22 protein-coding genes and 1 riboswitch are annotated in these 23,109 nt (G+C 39.9%); of the genes, 17 read left to right on the forward strand and 5 right to left on the reverse strand.

The window, feature by feature from the left end; genetic code table 11:
- The coding region (locus ACYVRH_RS04900) for a leucine-rich repeat domain-containing protein (RefSeq protein WP_461255812.1) at window positions 1-2,115 on the forward strand (2,115 nt) is incomplete at its 5' end.
- A gap of 166 nt (window positions 2,116-2,281) precedes the next feature.
- On the opposite strand, the gene ACYVRH_RS04905 is transcribed toward ACYVRH_RS04900, so the two are convergent.
- Window positions 2,282-2,617 (reverse strand): helix-turn-helix domain-containing protein, encoded by a 336-nt coding sequence (locus tag ACYVRH_RS04905; protein WP_461255813.1) that lies wholly within the window; start codon window positions 2,615-2,617, stop codon window positions 2,282-2,284.
- A gap of 243 nt (window positions 2,618-2,860) precedes the next feature.
- Here ACYVRH_RS04905 and ACYVRH_RS04910 point away from each other — a divergent pair, with 243 nt between their 5' ends.
- The 5 genes from ACYVRH_RS04910 to ACYVRH_RS04930 all read left to right on the forward strand — a co-directional run bounded on the left by ACYVRH_RS04910 (window position 2,861) and on the right by ACYVRH_RS04930 (window position 6,017).
- Window positions 2,861-3,277: a hypothetical protein gene (locus ACYVRH_RS04910; RefSeq protein ID WP_461255814.1), complete on the forward strand. Its 417-nt coding sequence runs from the start codon at window positions 2,861-2,863 to the stop codon at window positions 3,275-3,277.
- A 174-nt stretch (window positions 3,278-3,451) separates the two neighbouring features.
- Window positions 3,452-3,652: a DUF3791 domain-containing protein gene (locus ACYVRH_RS04915; RefSeq protein WP_461255815.1), complete on the forward strand. Its 201-nt coding sequence runs from the start codon at window positions 3,452-3,454 to the stop codon at window positions 3,650-3,652.
- A complete protein-coding gene (locus ACYVRH_RS04920; protein WP_461255816.1) occupies window positions 3,649-4,131 on the forward strand; it encodes a DUF3990 domain-containing protein in 483 nt (160 codons plus the stop codon). Before ACYVRH_RS04915 ends, ACYVRH_RS04920 begins: the two co-directional genes overlap by 4 nt.
- 2 nt (window positions 4,132-4,133) lie before the next feature.
- On the forward strand, window positions 4,134-4,355 hold the full coding sequence (locus tag ACYVRH_RS04925) for a hypothetical protein (RefSeq protein WP_461255817.1): 222 nt from the start codon (window positions 4,134-4,136) through the stop codon (window positions 4,353-4,355).
- A gap of 816 nt (window positions 4,356-5,171) precedes the next feature.
- A complete protein-coding gene (locus ACYVRH_RS04930) occupies window positions 5,172-6,017 on the forward strand; it encodes a TylF/MycF/NovP-related O-methyltransferase (protein ID WP_461255818.1) in 846 nt (281 codons plus the stop codon).
- 219 nt (window positions 6,018-6,236) lie between these two features.
- Here ACYVRH_RS04930 and ACYVRH_RS04935 read toward each other — a convergent pair whose 3' ends face one another.
- Window positions 6,237-6,617: a type II toxin-antitoxin system VapC family toxin gene (locus tag ACYVRH_RS04935; RefSeq protein WP_461255819.1), complete on the reverse strand. Its 381-nt coding sequence runs from the start codon at window positions 6,615-6,617 to the stop codon at window positions 6,237-6,239.
- Complete coding sequence (locus tag ACYVRH_RS04940) at window positions 6,614-6,901, reverse strand: type II toxin-antitoxin system Phd/YefM family antitoxin (RefSeq protein ID WP_461255820.1); 288 nt, start codon at window positions 6,899-6,901, stop codon at window positions 6,614-6,616. Before ACYVRH_RS04940 ends, ACYVRH_RS04935 begins: the two co-directional genes overlap by 4 nt.
- Window positions 6,902-7,034: 133 nt before the next feature.
- A riboswitch (TPP riboswitch) is annotated at window positions 7,035-7,152 on the forward strand.
- Between the two features lie 97 nt (window positions 7,153-7,249).
- Between ACYVRH_RS04940 and ACYVRH_RS04945 the strand changes: the two genes are divergently transcribed.
- The 8 genes from ACYVRH_RS04945 to ACYVRH_RS04980 all read left to right on the forward strand — a co-directional run bounded on the left by ACYVRH_RS04945 (window position 7,250) and on the right by ACYVRH_RS04980 (window position 17,727).
- Window positions 7,250-8,290 (forward strand): thiamine ABC transporter substrate-binding protein, encoded by a 1,041-nt coding sequence (locus ACYVRH_RS04945; protein WP_461255821.1) that lies wholly within the window; start codon window positions 7,250-7,252, stop codon window positions 8,288-8,290.
- Window positions 8,254-9,927 (forward strand): ABC transporter permease, encoded by a 1,674-nt coding sequence (locus ACYVRH_RS04950; RefSeq protein ID WP_461255822.1) that lies wholly within the window; start codon window positions 8,254-8,256, stop codon window positions 9,925-9,927. Before ACYVRH_RS04945 ends, ACYVRH_RS04950 begins: the two co-directional genes overlap by 37 nt.
- Window positions 9,920-10,618, forward strand: a complete 699-nt coding sequence (locus ACYVRH_RS04955; RefSeq protein ID WP_461255823.1) for an ABC transporter ATP-binding protein — start codon at window positions 9,920-9,922, stop codon at window positions 10,616-10,618. Before ACYVRH_RS04950 ends, ACYVRH_RS04955 begins: the two co-directional genes overlap by 8 nt.
- Before the next feature lie 256 nt (window positions 10,619-10,874).
- Window positions 10,875-11,876, forward strand: a complete 1,002-nt coding sequence (locus ACYVRH_RS04960) for a DUF6675 family protein (RefSeq protein ID WP_461255824.1) — start codon at window positions 10,875-10,877, stop codon at window positions 11,874-11,876.
- Between the two features lie 103 nt (window positions 11,877-11,979).
- On the forward strand, window positions 11,980-13,704 hold the full coding sequence (locus tag ACYVRH_RS04965; protein WP_461255825.1) for a Na/Pi cotransporter family protein: 1,725 nt from the start codon (window positions 11,980-11,982) through the stop codon (window positions 13,702-13,704).
- 86 nt (window positions 13,705-13,790) lie between these two features.
- Window positions 13,791-15,518, forward strand: coding sequence for a DUF4382 domain-containing protein (locus ACYVRH_RS04970; RefSeq protein WP_461255826.1), 1,728 nt, complete (start codon window positions 13,791-13,793; stop codon window positions 15,516-15,518).
- A 12-nt stretch (window positions 15,519-15,530) separates the two neighbouring features.
- Window positions 15,531-16,754, forward strand: coding sequence for a hypothetical protein (locus ACYVRH_RS04975; RefSeq protein ID WP_461255827.1), 1,224 nt, complete (start codon window positions 15,531-15,533; stop codon window positions 16,752-16,754).
- Window positions 16,747-17,727: a hypothetical protein gene (locus ACYVRH_RS04980; RefSeq protein ID WP_461255828.1), complete on the forward strand. Its 981-nt coding sequence runs from the start codon at window positions 16,747-16,749 to the stop codon at window positions 17,725-17,727. The genes ACYVRH_RS04975 and ACYVRH_RS04980 overlap by 8 nt, the downstream gene beginning before the upstream one ends.
- 7 nt (window positions 17,728-17,734) lie before the next feature.
- Here ACYVRH_RS04980 and ACYVRH_RS04985 read toward each other — a convergent pair whose 3' ends face one another.
- Both ACYVRH_RS04985 and ACYVRH_RS04990 read right to left on the reverse strand, forming a co-directional pair.
- On the reverse strand, window positions 17,735-19,978 hold the full coding sequence (locus tag ACYVRH_RS04985) for a DNA translocase FtsK (RefSeq protein ID WP_461255829.1): 2,244 nt from the start codon (window positions 19,976-19,978) through the stop codon (window positions 17,735-17,737).
- 62 nt (window positions 19,979-20,040) lie between these two features.
- On the reverse strand, window positions 20,041-20,988 hold the full coding sequence (locus tag ACYVRH_RS04990; protein WP_461255830.1) for a hypothetical protein: 948 nt from the start codon (window positions 20,986-20,988) through the stop codon (window positions 20,041-20,043).
- 65 nt (window positions 20,989-21,053) lie between these two features.
- Between ACYVRH_RS04990 and coaE the strand changes: the two genes are divergently transcribed.
- From coaE to ACYVRH_RS05005, 3 genes are all read left to right on the forward strand, one after another.
- Complete coding sequence (gene coaE / locus ACYVRH_RS04995; protein ID WP_461255831.1) at window positions 21,054-21,635, forward strand: dephospho-CoA kinase; 582 nt, start codon at window positions 21,054-21,056, stop codon at window positions 21,633-21,635.
- A gap of 2 nt (window positions 21,636-21,637) precedes the next feature.
- Window positions 21,638-22,357, forward strand: a complete 720-nt coding sequence (locus ACYVRH_RS05000; RefSeq protein WP_461255832.1) for an SPOR domain-containing protein — start codon at window positions 21,638-21,640, stop codon at window positions 22,355-22,357.
- A gap of 348 nt (window positions 22,358-22,705) precedes the next feature.
- Window positions 22,706-23,109, forward strand: a 404-nt coding sequence (locus ACYVRH_RS05005; protein WP_461255833.1) for a hypothetical protein, incomplete at its 3' end; no start/stop codon positions are given.

Genomic DNA, 23,109 nt, shown 5'->3' on the forward strand with positions numbered 1-23,109 from the left:
CCTTTTAGTATTGTAATTTTTTTAACGTTATCCTTCATGTTAAGTTTTGGAACGCCGCAACAATTGCAGGCGCAACAAAAGAAAACGGCATCTCAGACATCACAACCTCAAGCTCCGGTTTCTCCTTATTTTACAGGAGACGGCGGAAAAAACATAAGCATTGCCATTCTTACTCCTAAAGCAACTGGGCTTGCGGAAAATCAAGGTTATCTGCCCACATTGGTACAGGGAGAATTTGTCAGTAACTTTTCAGGTTTTTCAGCAATATCCGTACTTGATCGTGAGCGCCTTGACAATCAGTATGCCGAATTATTATCAGGGTATTATGACGACAACGCAAAAGCCGGACTGGATTTAGGACACTTAACGCCTACAACACATATTATGGGCGGAAGCATAACCAGAACGTCAACAGGCTACGCCCTGCAAATGCAAATCACTAAATCTTCCGATAAGATGACGACTGCCTCATATTCGGGGACGCTTACCTTCGCGGAACTGGACAACCTGACCGGCATACGGCGGGCCTCGCTTGATCTGCTTGAAAAAATGGGAGTAATGCTTACCGCACGGGCGCGGGAAGAACTTACCGGAGCGGCGAAGGATAACCATGTAAACGCCCAGACGACTCTTGCAAAAGGAATTACCGCCCAAAAACAGGGAACCGAAGTTGCGGCGCTCAGTTACTATTTTCAAGCCGCGTCTTTTGATCCTTCCCTATTGGAAGCGGCCAACCGCTCTTCGATATTAAACGCCAATATTTCAAGCGGGAACATCGGCGACAATATCCGCAACGACATACAGTGGCGAAAAGATTGGGTGGCGCGGCTTACGGAAACGGAACAGTATCTTGACAGCTTCAACCGGACGGAATCCATGCCCTATACTTTGTTTTATACGGGCGACATAAAACAGATTGGAGAAATTAATTATCAAAAAGAAACCGTTACCATGGGAGGAATAGAGACGCTCTTGCATGGCAGCGGCATTTGGACGCTTTCGATAGAGCGCACATTGCAGGCGGTATACGACGGCCTTGACGCCACTAAAAGAAAAGATGTTTGGGGACTGGGCAACTGGCCCCGCCAAGGCGTTACCAACCTGAATTTTGCGGGACGGAGCCGTAACTATTCCGTTGTTTTCGAGCTGTTGAATAACCAGAACAAAGTGATCGGCAGACAGACTTTACAAACAGGGGGTTCATGGGGAATAAACAGAAACAGCGGCCGTCCCACGATTAATGTTAACGCTGACGACAGAAAATCCCTGAATTTTCAAAATGTCAACGCGAATGACATAACCGACAGTATGACCATAAGAATTGCCACCGTAGACGGAGTAGACGCAGAGACTGCGGCCAGAAACGGAGCTCTGCAAATAAGGGCAATCTCCAAGAACGCATTTGACGCGAATAACAGATACAAATTTTCAAAAGGAACGATACAAGGTTTTACAAATAGTGTTAAAAGCATAGAAAACTTCGTTATTCCAGATACTATTTGGGGCGACCCTGTTGCGTTTATCGGTCAAGAAGCTTTTAAGAATATTAAAATACATACGTTAACTATCCCCAACAGTATTGTATCCATCGGCGATAAGGCATTTTGGCTGCACGATGATACTTCTCTCAAGACAACAGACATAATTAACATAAGGGAAAATGTGGCTATTGCAGAGAATGCGTTTCTACATTCATATAGGTATTACAACAAAGATGGAAAACTTATTGAAGGTAGTGACAACGGGTTTACAAGCCTTTATAACAAAAATGGCAAAAAAGCGGGTGTATATTATTTACCCGGTTTATTTTCTGATTGGAAGTATTGTGTCCCCTTAACAATACCTGCGATATTTGAAGGAGCATGGAAAAAGAAAAATTTAAGCAATATAATGACCATTAATTCAAAATACATCTCAATGAAAGAAGGTGGAATTGTATATCAATTTTTTCTTACAGACGTATCCGGTGATACATATACATTTGTTAACCTTCTTTCCCAGAGTGCACATTTAGGCAAAACGGTAAAATTACCTATAAAAATCGTTAATGACGATATCGTAATTAGTAATGTTCCCCCTGAACCCGATTTTAAGGGCACATGGAAAAAACAGTAAGTCGTGAAACTATAAATTAACGCTTTCGGACAAAAACCCCTTCTCTACTCTTTGTGATCTTATTATAAAATATCAGGTTCTATAAACAAGATATTTTTTTGGTAATCATATAAAAAGTTCACGGTGTTAGTGTGGTTCGTGGTAAATATTTAATTGTTATCAAGTATTAGTCTACATACTGTTTACGAAGTTCCTCAAGAGAGCGGACAACTGCCTCGGAAGCGACACAGGCGGCTTTTTCGGTGTAGGATTTGATGAACTCTGACAACTCATCTTCGGGGACATGCGGTGGTTTTAAAAACTCATAAACTTCAACGCTGAGGACCTCCGCAAAATTTACAAGCGTGTCGGAAGATACCCAACGTTTACCGGTTTCAATTTCGCTGATAAAATTGGGAGAAATATCAAGAATTTCCGCTAATTTTGCCTGTGATAAGCCTTTGAAAGTCCGATATTTTTTCAAGTTTTCACCAAAAATGGCTCTTAAATCGCTTTCAGTCATAGAAAATACTAGCTAATATATTGACAAAACTACAAATAACTAATATCGTATGATAATAGTCCCTTTAAGTTATTGTAGTTTTTTAAGTTATTAGGGATTATTTAAGATTAATAATCTTTTATAAGATGTTATGTGCCATAAAATCTGAAATTCTGGGTAAATTATTTTTTTAAATAATCCAAAATAAAGATTTTATGAATTTATACACATAAAACATTGGTTGCCAATGTGAAGGAGAATAAAATGGCAAACAAAAAAATCTGGTTGGGAATACTGGTAATGGTATTTGGATTTTTCTTGACGGGATGCGAGTTATTTGCAGATAAAGGTTACTCATTTGAGATCGCAGTCGAAAATAATACTAATAATACAACTTGGATCATTACACAAATTGATTTCATCAACGGCAATAAACAGAATGACCCTGTATTAAGAACTGAAACAGTAAACCTTACATCTTGGCAGGTTTCTGAATACTACAAAGTATCTGGATTTAATTCCTATCCTAATGATCATCTAGCTTATTGCGGTATTAAGGTTTATTATACAAATGGACGAACTGGTTTTGGCTCTGGGCGTAAAAAAAACTTTGCTAAATTTAAGGCTAGTGCCCTTAGTATTACTTCTCCGCCTAGTGTGATTATTTATGATGATTTTTAATTAATGATTATTTCTGTATCCATTTGAGCCGCAGATTTTACGGCACATAACAGATATGTAGAAGTACGCCGCCTAACGGCGGCTAGGCTACGCAAAACGCCAGACAGGCGCGGACTAAAAATACGAATGCTTTTTGTGGTTGACTTAATATAACATAGGCATAATACTGTAATCATGAGCCGTCTGTCGTTCAAAACTTTCTGCATAGAATTATATGCAGATCGCAAATCCATACCGAGTAATGAGGTGTACGCTCTCTTTGAGAACAACGGCATACTTAAAATGCTTGATGAGGATTATGAACTGTTGCACGGGCACGGATTCGATTATGTAATTGGCGACATTGACCAAATTATGGAAAACGGTGGTTTATGATTCTTTATCATGGCGGCACTGATATTATTAAAAAGCAGATAATTAAGCCTCAGTCTACAGGCAGAGACTTTGGCACTGGTTTTTATTGTACGGATATGCGCAGTCAGGCAGAAAAATGGGCGATGAGGCAAGGGCGGATCAGAAAGCGGAACGCCATACTGAACATTTATGAATTTGATATAGATCGCGCCCAAAGTGATCTCAAATTAAAAATATTCAAAGATTACTCAATAGAATGGCTTGAACTGGTAATTAACTGCCGCAAAAATCCTCAGTATGCGCATGGTTTTGATATTGTACACGGAAAAATTGCCAATGACGATGTTGGTGAGACCGTTCAAGCTGTTGTAGACGGACTTATGTCTTTTGATTTTGCGCTTCAAAAACTTATTTTTATGCCTTCAAATAACCAATATTGTTTTTGTACGGAAAAATCTCTAACGTATCTTGAATTTACCGAATCCGTAAATTTGGAGTAACTATGGGACATGGAACAATTAGGGCGATTACGCTTAAAACAATTATTCCGCTTATTATGGAACAATTTAACTGCACGGAGAACGAGGCTCTAAAAATGTTTTATGAGTCACATATCGGCAAATGTTACGCCGACGACAGTACCGGGCTTTATGGTCAAAGCGCATTGTATGTTTTTTCGCTGTTCTGCGAAGAAATGGCGTCGCTCTCTGTTGTACCACAATAAAAATGTAATATTTTGTTGTCTGTTTCTTACAGCACACTAGGCGATTTTTTTTACAGGAACTATTTTTTTTAGTTCTGCGTTTATTTTTTGTTTTATCACTGTATATATATATGTTGACAATTTAGCCAAAAAGTACTATATTGTAAGTGTTCCTGAAAAGGAACCTGCCACTGGAGGAGGCGGCAGCGGATTAGTCCGAAAAGCCTCTTTCGCCGTTATCCCGGTCACGTAAAGACCGGGTATTTTTTTATCTTTTTCCTATAATAGCCCGTAATTCCAAATATTATTTTCTTTAGGTATCCATTCTTCGCTGGGGAAAAGGGCAGAGGCAAGGGCAAAAGACTTTTCTGCGTTCAGACGGCGTTGCTCAGAAGTCATTAATTTATCATATCTGAAAAAATGATAATGGACAATGGAAAAATGTTTTAAGTACCAGATAATTAGTCTACATACTGTTTACGAAGTTCCTCAAGAGAACGGACAACTGCCTCGGAAGCGGCGGAGGCGGCTTTTTCGGTGTAGGATTTGATGAACTCTGACATCTCATCTTCGGGGACATGCGGAGGTTTTAAAAACTCATAAACTTCAGATTTTCACCAAAAATGGCTCTTAAATCGCTTTCAGTCATAGAAAATACTAGCTAATATATTGACAAAACTACAAACATCTATTAGTTTATTTTATACCGCTTTATGCGGTTATAGTTTTTTAAATTATTAAGGATTATTTAAGGTTAAATAATCTTTTATAGGATTGTTGTGTACCATTTTTTCTGAAATTGATCAGAAAATTGCGTAAATACGTTTTGGGGCTGTTATGGCTAATAAGGTGTATATCTTCGGTTACGGCGATATTGGAGACAATATCGTCGCAAATAAAAACAATGATTTTAATATTCTTGGCTTTTTGGACAATAATTCAAAATTGTGGAATAAAAAATTAGCAACAGGATTGACGGTATATAATCCTGAAAAAATATTGGAAGGGAATTTTGACGCTGTTATTGTGGCATCTATTGGAGGATTTAAGGAAATTCCCGAACAATTAATGAAAATGGGAATTAGCCGTGATAGGATAATCCTCGATTACGCTCTCATTCCAACAAAAGGGCGGATTACCTTTCTTGAAAAACTCGGTGAAATGTTTGCTGAGAAAAATGTTGAAGGCGCTGTAGCTGAAGGCGGAGTTTACCGTGGCAATTTTTCCTGTGAAATTAACCGTGTTTTTCCCGATAAAAAATTATATCTTTTTGATACCTTTGAGGGATTTGATGAAAGGGATATGGAAAAAGAAGAAAAAAACAGTTTTTCGGAGAGCAGGGAACAAAATCATTTTATGGAAACCAGCGTGGAGTTGGTGATAAAAAAATTACCATATCCTGAAAAAGCAATCATTAAAAAAGGGTATTTTCCTGAAACAACAGGCGGATTGGAAGAAATTTTTTGTTTTGTTAATCTTGATTTTGATTTATATCAGCCGATATTAGCGGGATTGGAATATTTTTATCCAAGGATGGTTAAAAGCGGTATAATTGTAGTTCATGATTATTTCAGTGAAAATTATAAAGGTGTAAAACAGGCAATTAATGAATTTGATAAAAAAACAGGGGGGATAAAATTATTTCCAATAGGTGATGGAATAAGCGTAGGAATATATTGTTAAAATGTAGCAGAAATACGGCACATAAAGGCCAATAAACGTTTTTGGACAACACCCCCCTTCTCTCCCTTTGTGTTCTTTGCGCACTGACGGCGGCCTAAAGACCGCCTTGCTTTTATTACAGACAGCGGCATTTATTGGTGCTACGCTGTGCGGCATTAATGATCTACACGGCTATGCCATGCGTTCATTGAGCGTGTGTGAAGTTTTCGCAATTAAAATCTAAATCACCATTACCAACGAAGAATAATCCGCTAACAAAGAATCGCCTGTTATAAGGCGCATTGGAAAAGTGAGAGCCTGCGCCAACATAATATGGTCAAACGGGTCTTTATGGATATTGGGCAATTCTAAATATGCTTTTAGACAATCACCTGTCAGGGGCAGTTCAACAAAATTGTGTTTTTTGGCATGGGCATAGAGTTCCTTTATATTAAGGTTCAGCTTGCCGCTTTTTATTTTAATTGCAATCTCCCATAAAGAGACAGGACTAAAAAATATATCTGTTACTTCAGATCCAATTAATCCTTTTATAGAATCAATTCGGTCGGAACCCAAAAAATACCACAACAAAATATTGGTATCCATTAGAAATCTATTCATTTTTTTTCAAACTCCTCAAAACCTTTCATGTTGTAAAATAACTCGATTATGTCATCCGGCAACGGATCATCCCAGCCTTCAGGGAGTTCCATTTTTCCTTTCATGCAGCCAAAAGCCTGTTTCCGCAATTCCGCCCGCATTTTTGCGGAATCGACCGCCGTAATAATCGCTTCCGGTTTGCCATAGGCTCCAATATAGATGGTTTCCCCTGCCGCCGCCCGTTTTACCAGTTTGGACAGGTTAGATTTTGCCTCATGAATGGGGATTGTTCTTATCTCAGCCATAGTATTGCTCATACTATAAACTTAGCCCAGACCGGGCTAAGTGTCAAGTGAATCATATCAACGGTTGCATTTTTTTATAGCGTCAACAATATAACTTGACACTTTTCTCATTTCAAATTATATATTTAAACAACATATCTAACCGGGGTGGTTGCCTGTTTTGTTTTGAACCAAAACACAATGCCTGAGATTAAACCCGTTGAACCTGATCCGGATAATGCCGGCGTAGGGAACAATTGAACCTATAGGTTCGCAAAACAAAGGACTGCAATTAATTTGCTGATCTTTGTTCAAAGTACATGGGTAACACTCAAATCCGGTTTGTATGAAATATTTTAGGAGTGTACTATGAAGAAAAAAAACAGAACCGGAAGAATCATCCATGTGGAGCGCATCGTACTCTGCATGACGTTTGCCGTCTTGCTATTGGCGGGGCTTGCAAGTTGTAAAAAAGAAAAAAGCGCCGATCTTGTAATCTGGACTTATGACTCTTTCAACTCGGAGTGGGGGCCGGGTCCCGATGTTTCAAAGGTTTTTGCGGAAAAAACAGGAGTAAAAATAACGTGGATAAGCCACGGCGACGCTGGGGAAATTGTTTCAAGACTGATACAGGAGGGAAACAATTCAAACGTGGACATAATACTTGGCATTGATCAAAATCTTGCCCCGCGCGTATTAAATTCTGGGCTTCTTGAGGCGTACCGTCCAAAAGGAGCCGAAAAAATTTTAAAAGAGCTTGTTTTAGATACGGAATTTCGCATAACGCCATTCGATTACAGTTACTTCGCCATTGTCTACGACTCGCAAGCGGTTGCCCCGCCGCAGTCTCTTGAAGACTTAACGTCCCCGCAATACAAACAAAAACTAATCCTGATTGATCCGCGCACATCGTCGCCTGGGCTTGGCTTCTTCACGTGGGTAAAGGAGATTTACGGCGCGGGGTGGCAGGATTACTGGCGGCGGCTTCAACCGTCGATACTGACTATCGCAGACGGGTGGAGTACCGCTTACGGGCTTTTTACAAGCGGAGAAGCGCCGATGGTTCTCTCGTACACCACAAGCCCGGGATACCATCTTGAGTATGAAGAAACTGAACGCTACCAGGCCGCTATTTTCACGGACGGCCACGCGATGCAAATTGAAGCCGCTGGGCTTTTGAAAAGCGCAAAAAACAAGGACAACGCAAAGGCGTTTCTTGATTTTATGATAAGCCCGGATTTTCAAAATATCATTCCATTAACAAACTGGATGTACACGGTAATTGATCTTCCACTGCCTGATTCTTTCAGGATAAATCCTAAGAGCGATAAGCCTCTTTTACCCGGCCCTGTTTCCGAGGCAGAGCTTAACGAATGGGCGGCGCTGATGATAAGCGGCGGACAAAACTAATGACAAAGAAAACTGCCGTCTGCCTTCTGGCTCTTCCGCCCGTACTGGCGGCGGCATTTTCTTTTATTTTTCCATATACCGCTAGTTTCGCCCCCGCTGTTAGCGGACTTACAGGCGGGGAAATATCCGTCTTTGGAAATACAACTCTCCTCAACATAACCCTGTTTACTTTTAAGCAGGCTTTTTTAAGCGTGCTTGTTTCACTGGCTCTGGGGCTTCCCGGCGCGTGGTTCATAGGGAACAGCCGTTCCCGTTTTACTCCGTTTCTAAGAACATTAACCGCGATCCCTTTCGCAATGCCGTCAATTTTGGTCGTGTTGGGCTTCGTGCTTTTTTTCGGAAACTCAGGCTGGGTAAACCGTCTTTATCTAACTTTGCCTGTCTCAGGCGCACAACCGCTAAGGATACTCTACAGACCGTTAGCTGTCATTCTCGCCCATGGTTTTTTCAATTTCCCGATTGTGATACGCCTTGCCGGGGACGGAATCGCAAGGGCGCGGCGAGCCTACGCTCCTGCGGCGGCAAGCCTTGGAGCATCTCCTTTAAAAACCATTCTAACTGTGATTTTGCCGCTTACCGTTCCCAGTATTTTAGCCGCAAGTTTTTTGGTGTTTATGTACTGCTTCACAAGTTTTGCGGTAGTGCTTGTGCTGGGGGGCGGACCTGCTACCACTACTCTTGCTGTAGAAATTTACCGTTATGCGCGGATTTTTTTAAATTACGGTAACGCGGGATTTCTCGCGTTAATCGAAACCTTAATCGGGGCTTGCGTTTTTCTGACTTATGTTTTTGTCGGGAAAAAATCAATGTCGATAAAAACAAATATTCTTGAGTATGCGGAAACGGGAAAAAAATCTGCCGCCTCATGGATTGTTATGATCGCATACTTTATCATTATCGCTTTTTTTGTTCTTGGCCCGCTTCTTTCCATTCCGTTGGAATCATTCTTATACAGATCTTCACGCGCTACCGCGCAAGTTTTCAGTCTCCGTTGGTGGGGCAATCTTGGCGACACCTGCCTTCCCACGCTTGGCCGCTCGCTTATTTTAGCTTTCTCTTCCGCGACAATTGCCTGTATCCTCGCTATCTTCGCGGCGGGCGCGGTAAAACTCCTTGAAACAAACAACAGAGAAACTTCCCTTCTCGCGAACCTTATCCGTTTTTTTGCTGCCGCACCTGTAATATCATCGGGCATTGTTTTGGGATTGGGCTGGCTCATTCTCTATGGAAGAAACTTTTCCCGCTCTCCACTTGCGCTGATCATACTTCACGGAGTCAGCGCGATGCCGTTTGCTTTTAATTTTATTTCCGAAGGCTTCCGCTCACTTCCCGCCAACACGCTGAACGCGGCTGCGGTCTTGGGCGCGGATCCCCTGCGTGGGCTTTTAACAACTGCCCTGCCCCTTTCGCTGTCACGCGTGCGCTCGGCGTGGGGTTTCGCCGCGGCGCTCAGTCTTGGAGAATTAAACGCTGTGATGATGCTTGGCATGGAAGGATGGGAAACTTTGCCCCTGTATATCTACCGCGCCGTAGCAGCCTACCGTTACGGAACAGCATGCGCCGCTGGAACGCTGTTGATACTTTGTTGTGCCGCCTGCTTTCTGCTCTCTGAAACAGGGAGGGAAAAATATGCTTGAAGTTAAAGCGCTAAAAAGATCTTACGGTGACTTTTCCGTATCGCTAGATTTATCCGTTGAGACGGGAGAAACGCTTGCGCTTGTCGGCCCTTCCGGCTGCGGCAAGACTACTACGCTTAACCTTATCGCAGGCCTTATTGAGCCGGAATCTGGAAGCGTGATCATTGACGGCGAGGACATTACCAGCCTGCCCGCGTGGAAGCGAAATATTTCCGTAGTTTTTCAGGACTTGGCGCTGTTCCCCCACCTTGACGTTGGCGGAAATATCGCCTACGGCCTCTTTATCCGAGGAGTCCCCAAAAAAGAACGCCGCCTTGTTGTCGATAAAACTTTGGAAATCGTCCGCCTTCAAGGCTATGCGACGCGGCGCATCGACACTCTCTCGGGCGGAGAGCGCCAGCGGGTCGCAATTGCGCGCGCCCTTGCGTCCAATCCTCGTCTGCTTTTATTGGACGAGCCTTTTTCAAGTTTGGACGCGCCCCTGCGAAAAGACCTTCGCCGCGATTTTCTTGAAATTCGCTCCCATTCAAAAGCCCCCTGCATTTTTATCACCCATGACCGCGAAGAAGCCCTAATGCTGGGAGACAAAGTCGCTCTTATGACGGAAGGGCGCATCGTAGAAACCGCCACGGGAAAGGAATTACTCTCAGCGCCAAAGACGGAGTTTGCAAGAGAGTTTTTTAAGAATTAATCGAAAGACTTCACACAAAGAACACAAAGAGGAATCATTGGACAATGAGCAATTAGCAATTAGCAATGAGCGAAGTTAGCAAGCATAGCGGCTTGCCAAGACCGTACCCACAAACAACAACATTGCTAATTGCTCATTTTTCATTGCTAATTGGTTTTCACTCCCCTTTTGTGATCTTCTCTTCCTTCGTGATCTTCGTGTGAGATATTTGTATTTGATCAGTATCCATTTATTGTTTTTTTTGTTATAATAATGTATGGACTCAACAAAAAAAATTATCAATCTGTGTCTTTTTATTTTGCTATTTATAGCCCCGCTCTGGGCGGAACCTCTTCCCGGTGAGGAAGAAACCGCCATTAATGAAGCGCTCTCTCCTGATGAAGAGACGCCGCATAGTAAAGACTCTCCATTAAGTGACGAGCTTGTTTATGACGATGATGATTTCGACGATTCAATTTTTTTTGAAGCCCCTACGCTCGTCTTTCAAGTTCCCTCCTTTGAGACTCGTTCTTTTGATGAAATTTTTCCAAACTTATCGCAAATTCAAAAAAAATACGTTATGAGCGATATTGGGTTGAGATTTGCTTTCGAGAAAAACGATTCTCCGAGATTAGTTCCCGATCCGAATTCGGGGGTTAATCTCCTCAGCAAAGTCATGTCAAAAAAACCTTCCCATCTTATTGAGGCTCTTGTAGTGGTGCCATATATCAAAAGAGAACTTGATATACTGGATATTTACAATGCGTTAGGAAGAATTAAAAACATACAAGATCAAATTATTCTCATAAGAGAAAGAGAATATAAACTTTTTACTGATACAACTCGTCTTGAAAGCGCACAGGTAAGAAAACCAATTTCCGATCCTCCGTTTTCGGATACGCTCCCCTATTCAGAAACAATGTATCTCCGTTTAGTAGACCATTCTATGGGAGACTTTTATCTTAGAGGAGAAATAACCATAAGCCTGTATGGCCTTACCTATAGTTTGACCAACTTTAGGGACGTTTCTTATTCTATATTTAGAATTATGAAAGCTGAAAAATTTATAGCGATAATTTACCTTGAACCTGTAAAAGAGGGCGTTCTTATCTACAGTATGTCAGGACTTTATATACCCAGCTTTGTCGCAAATAGAATAAATCTTACTACAAGCATGAATTATAGAATAACCATACTAATAAATTGGATTACTGACGGCCTTAGAAAAATAGAAGAAAATGAAAATCCAAACCTCCACTTCTATCAAATGAGAAAATAATTAAATATTGCCTATTCGCATAAACTGTCACATTCAAGCCGAAAGAGAAACTTAACGGCATCGGCACCTTGAAGATAATTCATTTTTCCTATAATATGTATACATGTCTATTTTAACACTTTTACTGCGTATGACCGGCGGACTTTGCATGTTCCTGTTTGGCATGAAAATGATGAGCGACGGACTTCAAAAAAGCGCCGGCGAGCGTATGCGGAAAACGTTGAATTTCATGACCGGCAACCGTTTTATCGGAGTGCTGACCGGCTTTGCGGTTACCGCGATTATCCAGTCTTCATCGGCGTTTACAGTCATTGTAATATCTTTTGTAAACGCGGGACTTTTAACCCTTACCCAGTTTATCGGAGTATTATTCGGAACAAATATAGGAACCACAGTAACGGGATGGATAATCTCCCTTGTTGGATTTAAAATAAGCATCGACACTTTGGCTTTGCCGGCAATAGGCATTGGTTTTATTCTCAGCGTAATAAAATGGAAATACAAACATATCGGCGATTTGCTTGTTGGATTCGGTTTCTTGTTTCTCGGCCTATATTTCCTTTCCAACGGAATAGCCAATTCAAATGAAATTTTTGATTTTACCAAAATCGGGGCCATCAGGGACAACAGAGTCACCGCGATATTAATCGGTGTGGGCGTGGGATTGGTGATGACCATAATCATTAACTCATCTTCCGCAGCGGTAACATTGATAATGACGCTGGCATTTCAGGATGTCATTACTTACGAAATGGCGGCAGGTATGGTGTTAGGTTCCAATGTAGGGACAACCATTAACGCGGTTCTTGCCGGCATAGCCGGAAATACCGAATCAAAACGCGCCGCTCTTGCCCATGTTTTGTTTAACGTATTAGGACTTATCTGGGCGCTTCCGTTCTTAATCCCATTGCTTAATCTGGTTGATTTTATTTTTCCGGGAGACCCAACGGCCGCCGGTCCCGGCAACACTTCAATACCTGTTCATCTGGCGGGGCTTCATACTTTATTTAACGTAATTAATACTATTATATTTTTACCATTTGTAAAACAGTACGCAAAATTGATCTCTATAATTATTCCCGACAAGAAACAAGAAGAAAAAAGCGAACACTACAAATTCGCGTATCTGTCAGCAGGTAATGCCCAATCGCCTGAACTCAATATCCTTCGCGCGGAAAAAGAAATCAGCGACATGGCGGGAATTGTCTCGTTTATGTATTCCCGCTTTTGTACGGTATTGCGCGGTTTGCATGAAGATGGCGGCAATGACAAAGAGAACACGGTTGAGTTATGCGCGGAGTTAATAAAAAAAGAGGAATACATCGATGAAATGCGGGAAATACTAAGCGGCTTTTTAATTGAATGTTCCCGCGTAAAACTCAATCCAAAAACCGAAGCCCGTATTTCATACCTTATGCAGGTAATTTCTATGCTTGAATCAATGAGCGATGAATGTTACAGCATCAGCCGCCTGCTGGAAAAAGGCATTGGCAAGAATTACCTGCTTAAAGACAAGGAAATGGACGAGCTTATCCCCTATGTCGGACAAGTTGAAGAATTTTTAAACTTGCTTAAAATCCAGCTTGGGCGTAACCCGTCGTCGGAATATAAACAACGCGCCATTGAACTGGAAAATAAAATCGACAGAGACCGCAAGAAATTGCAAAAAATTGGGCGCAAGCGCATCGAAGCGGGCGGCAACGTAAAAGCCGAATTGCTTTTCATTGATTTAGTCCGCAGAATCGAAAAACTTGGAGATTACTGTTTTGAGATTTCAGAAGAAAATACGCTAAAAAAAATAATTAACACTATTATTAATAAAAAGTGATAATTATGTTGACAACTTTGCCGTAGTTAGTATATTATTGAAGAAAAGAATACTCCGTTGCTTTTCAATTAGTTTATGGAGGTTTTATGAGTAACATTAATAATAAAAATATGTTCCTTATTATTCTTGCTGGTTTGTTTCTTGCTACTGCTTCAAGTTTAATAATAACAACATGCAAATTACCTACAGAGCAGGTTAATACTAATAACAATAACAACGAATTAGAAGATTCACCTGATGGCGATACGCGCTTGGTTGTGGCTATGCATGACGCTCCTTTCAAAATGGAAGACCATAATGTACAAGAGTTAAATATAACTGTAGAGAAAATTGTTATTATTGATGAGAATGACAAGCATATTACTTTATTGCAGGAAGAGCGGCAGATGGAATTATTATCCATCTCAAGAAGCGACCCCGTTGTCCTTTCCAATGTATCTGTAGAGCCTGGTACTTACAAAGAACTGCGACTGGTATTAAAAGACAATTCGACTATAAAGGTAGATGGTGAAGTTTACCATATTAAAATACCCAGTGGAAGTCAGTCAGGGCTAAAGTTAAAAGGACCGTTTGTAATACCTAGAGGGAAATTATTCAGACTAATAATTGATTTTGTAGCTTCGGAATCCGTTCACTGGAATAAGGGACAGGGTTGGATGCTTAAGCCTGTACTACGAATTTCAAACGATGCTGAGATCATCGGCATATTCAGGGGCAAATTTGAAATTGACGATGATCTTGGCGCATGTGAAACCTTATTTCAAATGTATTCTGATAATACTGCCCGCCTTCGTATTTCCGATTATCCCGATTACACGCTTTATGCAAATTATGTTTACAACTCAAGCAAAAAAGAACTTAGAATAACAAATCTTTCCCTTAGCGCCCCTGGTCTTAGTAGAAGGGAGCTTAAAGGAGTAATGAAAAAACTTCCAAATGAGATTGTCCTTCCTGTAAAACAATGGTCAATAGACAGCATAATAGCGATAGACACCAACGGCTTAAAATGCAACCTTTACCGCGTAGATGAATTCAATTTTTCTGACGGCGTATCGGCTACCGAATTTACGCTTAACATTGATTACCCTAATGGTTCAAAAAACGGCAAGAATGTAATAACAGAGATTCAATTTATAGATACAGGAATGCCTCCATTGACATACTTAAGCGCCTTTGAAGGGAGCAGAATAACCTTAAATGTAACAGCGCTTAACAGTTCCATTCAAGGCAGCAGTACTCGAATACAGATAATATCATATCTTTTCGATGATCCTTCAAATCTTAATTTGGAATCGGGTTTCTTTGCAAGCCGTCTTGTTCCATTGATGATGACAGATTCGCATTTTTCGGAATCAACTCAAAACCCTTGGCAAAAACCGGATATTTTTAAAATCAATAAAGATATGACTGGTCAGGAATTTACTATCACTTTTCCTCGTAGATTGAATATACAAATGCAACATGACAATTTTACTAACAATAGACCGGTCATTACATGGGATTCGCATCCAAACGCATCGCATGGTTATTTTGTTCATGTTTTAGTAAGAAATAAAAACAGAACAGCTTCTGATGATGGAGAGGATTTTTTCGCAATAGCCTACGAAGCATACGCTAAAGAGCCAAAAGTAACAGTATTTTCAAATCTAATTACTTTTACCAATACATATACGACTATACATGAAATTCCGCCAAGTATTGTAAATGGTGATTTTATGATTATAGAGGTTTTTGTTCTGGACGGATCAAGCACATTAGATATGCAATTTAAAAAAGGCGCAATCCTAATGGACACAAAGATAATAAACAGATAAAAGGAGCAGTATATGAAGATAAAATATTTTAATGTTATTTTTTATTTTGTTTTGTTTAATTTATGTTTTTCCGGTTGCACTGCGCCGCCATTTACTCCATCAAAAGAATATATTACATTCAATATTAAAGATGTAATTATTGGCGGAACAAATAATTTTATTTTAAAAGACGGTTTTGATACTTCATTAATAAATATGTTTGAATTCAAAATCACCGAGATATTCTACCCATACGAATTTATATTAAGTGAAGGTTTAAATTTAAATGTAATTAAAAACACTTTGGAATTTGCAAGCAGAAGCCAACTAGACACAGATTATACATATAAAGTAAATTTAAATAAAGTCAAAGAAGATACTCACGAAATTAATGGAGAAACAAAAAGCGTTTATGCATTTAATCTATATGATTATTCTTTTACCAGATTATTTATTAAAGATGAAAGATTTTTTGGACAAGAAGTATATAAATTTAATTATCATGAATCTGCAGAAATACCTGGGGATAATGCTTTTAAAACACTAACATTAAAAACTAATACTAGAAATGATATAGTTTTAAAATATGACTTATATGGTTCAGCATATTATAATGGCATAATTGATTTTAAATTTTTTAATGAGCAGACTTTTTATGAAAACAGATATCTTTCTATGTTATTTAATTATAATGCAGAATGGGATAATTTATCTAAAAATACTAAGAATTATTCAAATTTTACTAATAAATCAATTAATATTCTTTTTATAGCAGATGGCTATAGTAGTTCTTCTGTAAGTCTTTTTATTTCTGATGTAAGAGATAATTTAATGATGGAAATACAAAATTCAAATATAAAAACAAATTGGGATGAAATTAACATATTAGCATTGCAAACTATATCTCTTGAAGATAAATATAATAGTTACAATATATGTGGAATTAATTATGCCAATCCTTATGGTGATATAGAACAAATTAAAAAAATAATACAAACAAGCTTTTTTGGCAGCCCAATATATATAAACGATAGTAATGGTCTTACTAATACTAACATAGACGTAATAATAATAGTTTCCACCGAAATAGGTTCATCTTATATGACAACTGATTCAACTTATCCTTTTATAAAGAATAAAGAAGATGTTAAGCAACAGGTTCATATTATTTGTATTTCTGCATATAGATATTTGCCGCATGGAAAATCATTAACTGAACACCTAAAATCTGCATTACATGGACTATACAATGATTAAATATACACTACCAATAATATTCATATTATTAATTAGCTGTAATCCAAATGATGACATTAACAACGATGATTACTATAAATACGATCCAAATTCTGCGGGAGCGGAACTGATATTAAGCAGGGATATTACAGAAAGTTTTGAGGTTAAATGGATGAGTAAGTATGGCGAAGTCACATTTTATACAAAAAATGACGTAATAGATAATGTGCATGACATTGCTGTTCATGGCGATTATGTTTACATTAAAACATCTAGTTTTATTCATATATATGATAAAAACACTTTGGAATATATAAAAACCGTAGAAATGGATTTTAAAGAAAAATCTATATATGTTAACAGAATTGTTATCAACGCTCGTCAGTATGGAGGGTTTATTGTTACAGATGATTTTGCAATAATGCTTTATAATAGCACGCTTGATTTATTGGATCAAAACAGCAGTTCGTTTTTCAATTTCTATCGCCCGTATATTTTATACATTGATTTAGAAACAGGCGAGTTTGAAATAGCCGATGCCGCAGAAGAACTTCAGATTTCATTAGATTCAAAAGTATTAACCTTTATGGGCTTTGACAAAGAAAACGGACTTTACTGGTTTAGAAAGAGCGATAACAATGAATCCATGTTTTATTTTTTTCGCTTTGACGCGGAAACGCAGTCGTTTATTTTTCAAGAAACAAAAAAAGGGTTCGTCTTAGATTGGTCAAATTACAAATTTCAGGTTGCCATACACGGTTCAATGTTATGGCGCGGTTGTTATATCCACGATATCCGTGAGGTAGGGTTGGAAAAATGCGATATTGACAACCTTCAAAAAAGACTGCAAGTAATAATTATAAATCATCTGGGATTGCGTAAGGACAATAGTAATCTACCTGCCAGATTTGCTTTTAACGGAGAGCATATTTATTTAACGGTGATGGATAAAACAAATGTTAAATTGCTAAAAATTAAACCAAACAGCGAGTAATGCGCTATTACGCTCCCATCGCCCTTATCAGTTCTCTTGGTTTGCTTCCGTGCGCGGGACCGACTACCCCGTTATGTTCCATCTCGTCAACAATTCTTGCGGCGCGGTTAAAGCCTATTTTCAGCCTGCGTTGAATGTAGCTGGCGCTTGCTTTGCCCTGCTGATAAACTATTTCCAGTGCTTTTTCGTATAATGGATCATCGCCGTCAGAAAACAGGGAGGCGCCCGCCTCTTCCTCTTCTTCTTCATAGAAAATTTCATCGTCTATGTATTCCGGCTCCCCGAATGATTTTACATATTCAACAACAGCTTCCACTTCTTCTTCGGAAATAAACGCGCCCTGCATACGAATCGGGAAAGGATCGACAACGCCCGAATAAAGCATATCGCCTTTGCCTAAAAGTTTTTCAGCCCCAATCATGTCGATTATAATTCTGCTGTCCGTCTTACTAGCTACCATGAACGCGATACGGCTTGGAATGTTTGCCTTGATAAGCCCCGTAATTACATCGATTGAAGGGCGCTGGGTCGCAAGCACAAGATGAATCCCTACTGCGCGGCTCATCGCGGCAAGCCTCGCTACTGTGGACTCAAGTTCCTTTCCGGTAGTCGTCATTAAATCGGCGTATTCGTCAATTACCACGACGATATAGGGCATGTGCTCCTGAGCGATGTTTTTTTCTTTTACGCGTTTATTGTAACTGCGAATGTCGCGCACTCCCATCGAATCAAGGCAGGCGTAACGCCTTTCCATTTCATAAATGCAGTATTGAAGCGCTTGAAACGCTTTCTTGGAATCGGTAATTACCGGCGTCAACAAATGGGGGATGTCATTGTACAATTTCAATTCAACAATTTTCGGGTCAATAAGCAAAAGCCTGCACTCCGCCGGATGAAGCTGGTACAAAATAGAAAGTATAATCGCGTTTACGCAGACTGACTTTCCCGAACCAGTAGCGCCCGCGATTAAAAGATGCGGCATTTGAACAAGGTCAACAGTCTGCGCCTCTCCCGTAATATCTTTTCCCATAACGACGGGAATTTCCATTTTTTTCTCTGTACGCTGAAGTTCGCCTTCGATAATTTCTTTAAAAGAGACAATGTTACGTTTAGCGTTGGGAACTTCGATGCCTACGGCGTGCTTTCCGGGAATCGGGGCGACAATACGCACGGAAGCGGCGGCTAGGCGCAGGGCTATATTGTCCTGCAAGCCGACAATTTTTGAAAGCTTCACGCCGGGAGCGGGAAGTATCTCGAACATGGTTATAACAGGCCCTTTTCTTATGCCTGTAACTTCAGCCTGAATATTAAATTCGTTAAGAGTCTCTTTTAACGCGATAGCCGCGTCCCGCGTAGCCTGATCAATAATCCAATATTCGCCGTCCGGGTATTCGTTAAGTATATCCACGGGAACCATGTATTTTTTATGACGAAGATTATTTAAATGTTTGCCTTTATTACGCACCTGTTCCGCATGAACAGCCGCGGCGGCCTCCGCCTCTTCCAACGCGCGTGTTACGGCATCAATATCGTCATCTTCAATTTCAATTTCCTCATCAATGTCTGCTTCTTCAATATCTTCTATATTATTAGTATTTTCATCCGCTTCTATATTTTCTGTTTGAGAGTCAGTTTGTGGTTTCTGTATATTATTTTCATAAGGTACCACAGGGTAAAAATTCTCCGTGGTGGGAGTAACGGCGTTTTCATTTACATTAACACTTTCCTGCTCTGTGGGCGGTGGAAGCAAATCCACGCGGCGGCGCTTCATTTTGTTTTCTTTAAAGAAAAGCATGCTTTTCAGTATCTGTAAAATCAACGCTTCAATTACAGTAACGGTAATAATAAAAAGACTAAAGCCTGTTTTTCCAATAAAATTCAAAAACGCGGATTGCATTGAGCGGAGATCAAAATCGCGGATAAACACATAACCGATGGTAAGAGTTAAAAACGGAATAATAGCGCCGCCTAAAATAAATACCCTATCAGGCCGCCATTTATGATCAGCCAAAATAAAAGCGGCATAAAATAAGTACAACGGGATAAGCATTGAAAGTATTCCAAAAGAACGGGCAAAAAATCTTCCCGGCATAATAGGGAAAAAATGAACCCCAAACAAGGCTGAAACGAGTGAAAAACCCAGCCAAAGACCGCAAAAACCTAAAAAAACCGCCGATAAAACGGCTATTGTACGGAATTTAAAGTACCCATCTGCGGAAAATTTTTCTTTAAAATCAGAGAAGACCTGCAAAGTATATACCTCTGATTCATTTTCGGCTTATTTTGCGGAGTAATTAAACGCCAAAACTTCTATTATTTTTTCCCTAAAATCAGTCTTGCGACATATCTGGTCAGGAAAAAAATTACCAGCAACGTCAGAATCGGAATGATAATAAATATGAACAGGAAAATTATATAGTAATTGATCGCGTTTTCAATTATTGTTTCGCTTAATGTTTTAACTCTGTCCATATACCTAATAATTGAATTTCCAGTCCTTCGTGAACGTACAATGTCATCTTCCATGGAGCTTGCCGTTTTTCCGTTTTCTTCTATCGTCGCGACAAGGGTATTGATATTTTTAGCCAATATTTTATTTCCCAAAAGCGATGACGTATCAACGGAAAACGGTATGGCAAACGGAATTATCAAGGTGATTAAAACGGACGTTATAACTATCCTGTATATTTTAGTCCTGTCTTTGTACGTCCATAGTATTACAATAGTTACTAATGCGCAGATTGGAATTATCAAAATAAAAATTAAAAAAGCGGAAAGGGACAGCAGCATTTTTTGAAAAACTATAACGGAATACGCCCCCAAGAACATTCCTGATAGTTTTTTGAAAGCATCATCAATCGGAGCAAGAAATTCAATAGGATTTACAGACGCTTCTATAAAATAATTACCTTTAACTTGAGCGGATTGTAAAACATTAATAACGCCATTCATCGCCTTCACGGCCGCCCAAATATCAAGAATTTGATGGGATCTCTTATTCAACGATTTTTGTACGCCTTTATCAGAGTTGGTTTCAGGAATTAAAAATGAGGCTACCTGCCCTCTGGGACTAGGTAAAACTGCAGATGCCGTTTTATCTTTACTGTCATTATTTCCCTTAGTATCCTTAGTATCTTTATTTTCCTTAACATCTTGGGTTTTTTCATTATTTACCGACTGGCATGACATTAAACCAAAGATAAGCGAGCCAGACCCGATTAATATAAACAAAATGGTAAAAATTAAATATTTTGATTTCATATCTATTAATTATAGCATAAAAACGCGTATTTAGCCATGTCAATAATGCCGATTATAGGATAGGTATGATTATCGGGCTTACCGGCACTTACTGCGCCGGAAAAAACCATATTGCCGCCATGCTTGAAGCGCGGGGGCTTCCTGTTCTGGATGTGGATAAACTTGGCTATCAGGTACTGGAAAACGAAAAAGACGCTATTTTTGCCCAATTTGGCACAGACTTGAAAAAAACAGACGGTTCTTTAGACAGAAGGCTTTTAGGGCGGCGTGTTTTTGGACAGCCTGAAAAACTAGCCACTCTTGAAAATATCGTTCACCCAGCTGCAAACAAGCTTACGGACGAATGGATCAGCACTCAAAATAAGCATTGTGTAATAAACGCCGCCCTGCTCCACCGTTCTTCGGCTTTTCATAAACTTGACATTTTAATACTGGTGACAGCCCCATTATTGACGCGGCTATTTAGAGCCAAAAAGCGGGACAGGCTTCCCTGGGGGGAGATACTAAAAAGGATAGCCAGCCAAAGGGATTTTAAAACTCAATATTTATCAATAAAAGCCGAAATTTATAAGGTAGAGAACTCGGGATTTTCCGGTTCCCGAAGGCTTAAACGCCGGATTGACAAGTTTATAGAGAGGATTAATTAATTATGGACAAAGAAAAGAAAAAATTACTGTTAGTTGCCGTATCTGTCGGAGTTTTTTTACTGGTAACCATTACCGTCGGTATTATCATTCTAACGCCAAAAACACAGGAAGCTCAATTTTCCACTGCGGTTCCTTATTCAAGCGGAAGAGTACAATTAACCCAACAGGACGATGTTTCTTCCCAGACTACGCCCTCTCAACCCGCAGTTGTCAGTACCGAGGTTGACAAAAAAGACGGCGACAATCTGACAATCACAATACCAAGCCCAACCACGGCAGCCGTTCCTGATATTGCGCAAATTAGCGAAACAAAGAAAAGCAACGAGCGTCCTGTGGTCGCTACAGTTAAAACGACGGAACCTGCACCGGCGGTAAAACCCGCCGCTCAAACTGCCGTGCCGAAAACCACAAATACAACTACAGCCAAGACAAAATCATCAGCAGTTGTAAAACCGTCCGCATCCGTTAAAACAATAAATGACTTTTGGGTACAAACAGGCGCCTTTTCCGCGCAAGTAAGAGCAGAAGACGCCCGAGAAACGCTCGCCACCAAGGGCATTACCTCTATTGTAGAAAACCGTGAGATTAACGGAAAAATTTGGTATCGTGTGCGCTTGGGGCCATACACGTCTGAAAGAGAAGCCAATCACTGGTTGGAAATAGTCAAGTTGATTGATGGCTTTAGTGACAGTCAAATAAGGCAGACGGTTAGGACTAATTAAAATTTTCCCCAAGATATTTCACACAAAGAACACAAAGTAAGAGAAGAGCACAAAGAGGAATCAGGGGTTTCTGTCCGTTATCTTATAGTGAAAGCCCACGCATAGCCTTCGGACAAAAACCACCCTTTCCCCCTTTGTGATCTTTGTACCTTTGTGTTCTTAGTGTGAAATCTTTCGAATAAGATTTATGGCAAGTTTTTATACTAGAAACCTATTTAAAAAAGTAGTAATTTACTCACAATGAACATGAAAAATACTCACTATTGTGTTATATTGCTTTATATATGTCAAAAAATTACATATTTTGATCAAAATTCTCAAATTTCATCAAAAAAGGAGGTTTTTTAGATGAATAATATAATTAAAATAAAAGCTATTTTAAGGATAGTGGGGATTATTGCCGTGACGGCAGTAATTGGGTTTACAACAACGGCGTGTGATTTACTGGCAGACACAGAGCTTTCAGGAGTCATCACAATCAGCCCAACTGGTCCTGTTACAATTAACACGGAACTAACCGCAACCTACAGCGGGACGGAAACGGTAACCTTCCAATGGAAAAAAGACGGAAGCAATGTCGGAACAGCTTCAACGACAAACCCCAACACGTTTACGCCGACTCAGGCGGGAAGCTATACCGTAACCGTAAGCGCGGATAGCTACACTCCAAAGACCAGTGCCGCTGTAACCGTTACTGATACTGGCGTAAACGTCTTTACCAGCGCCGCCGAATTAAGAGCATGGTTGGACAG

This window comes from Treponema sp. R80B11-R83G3 (assembly GCF_054786115.1).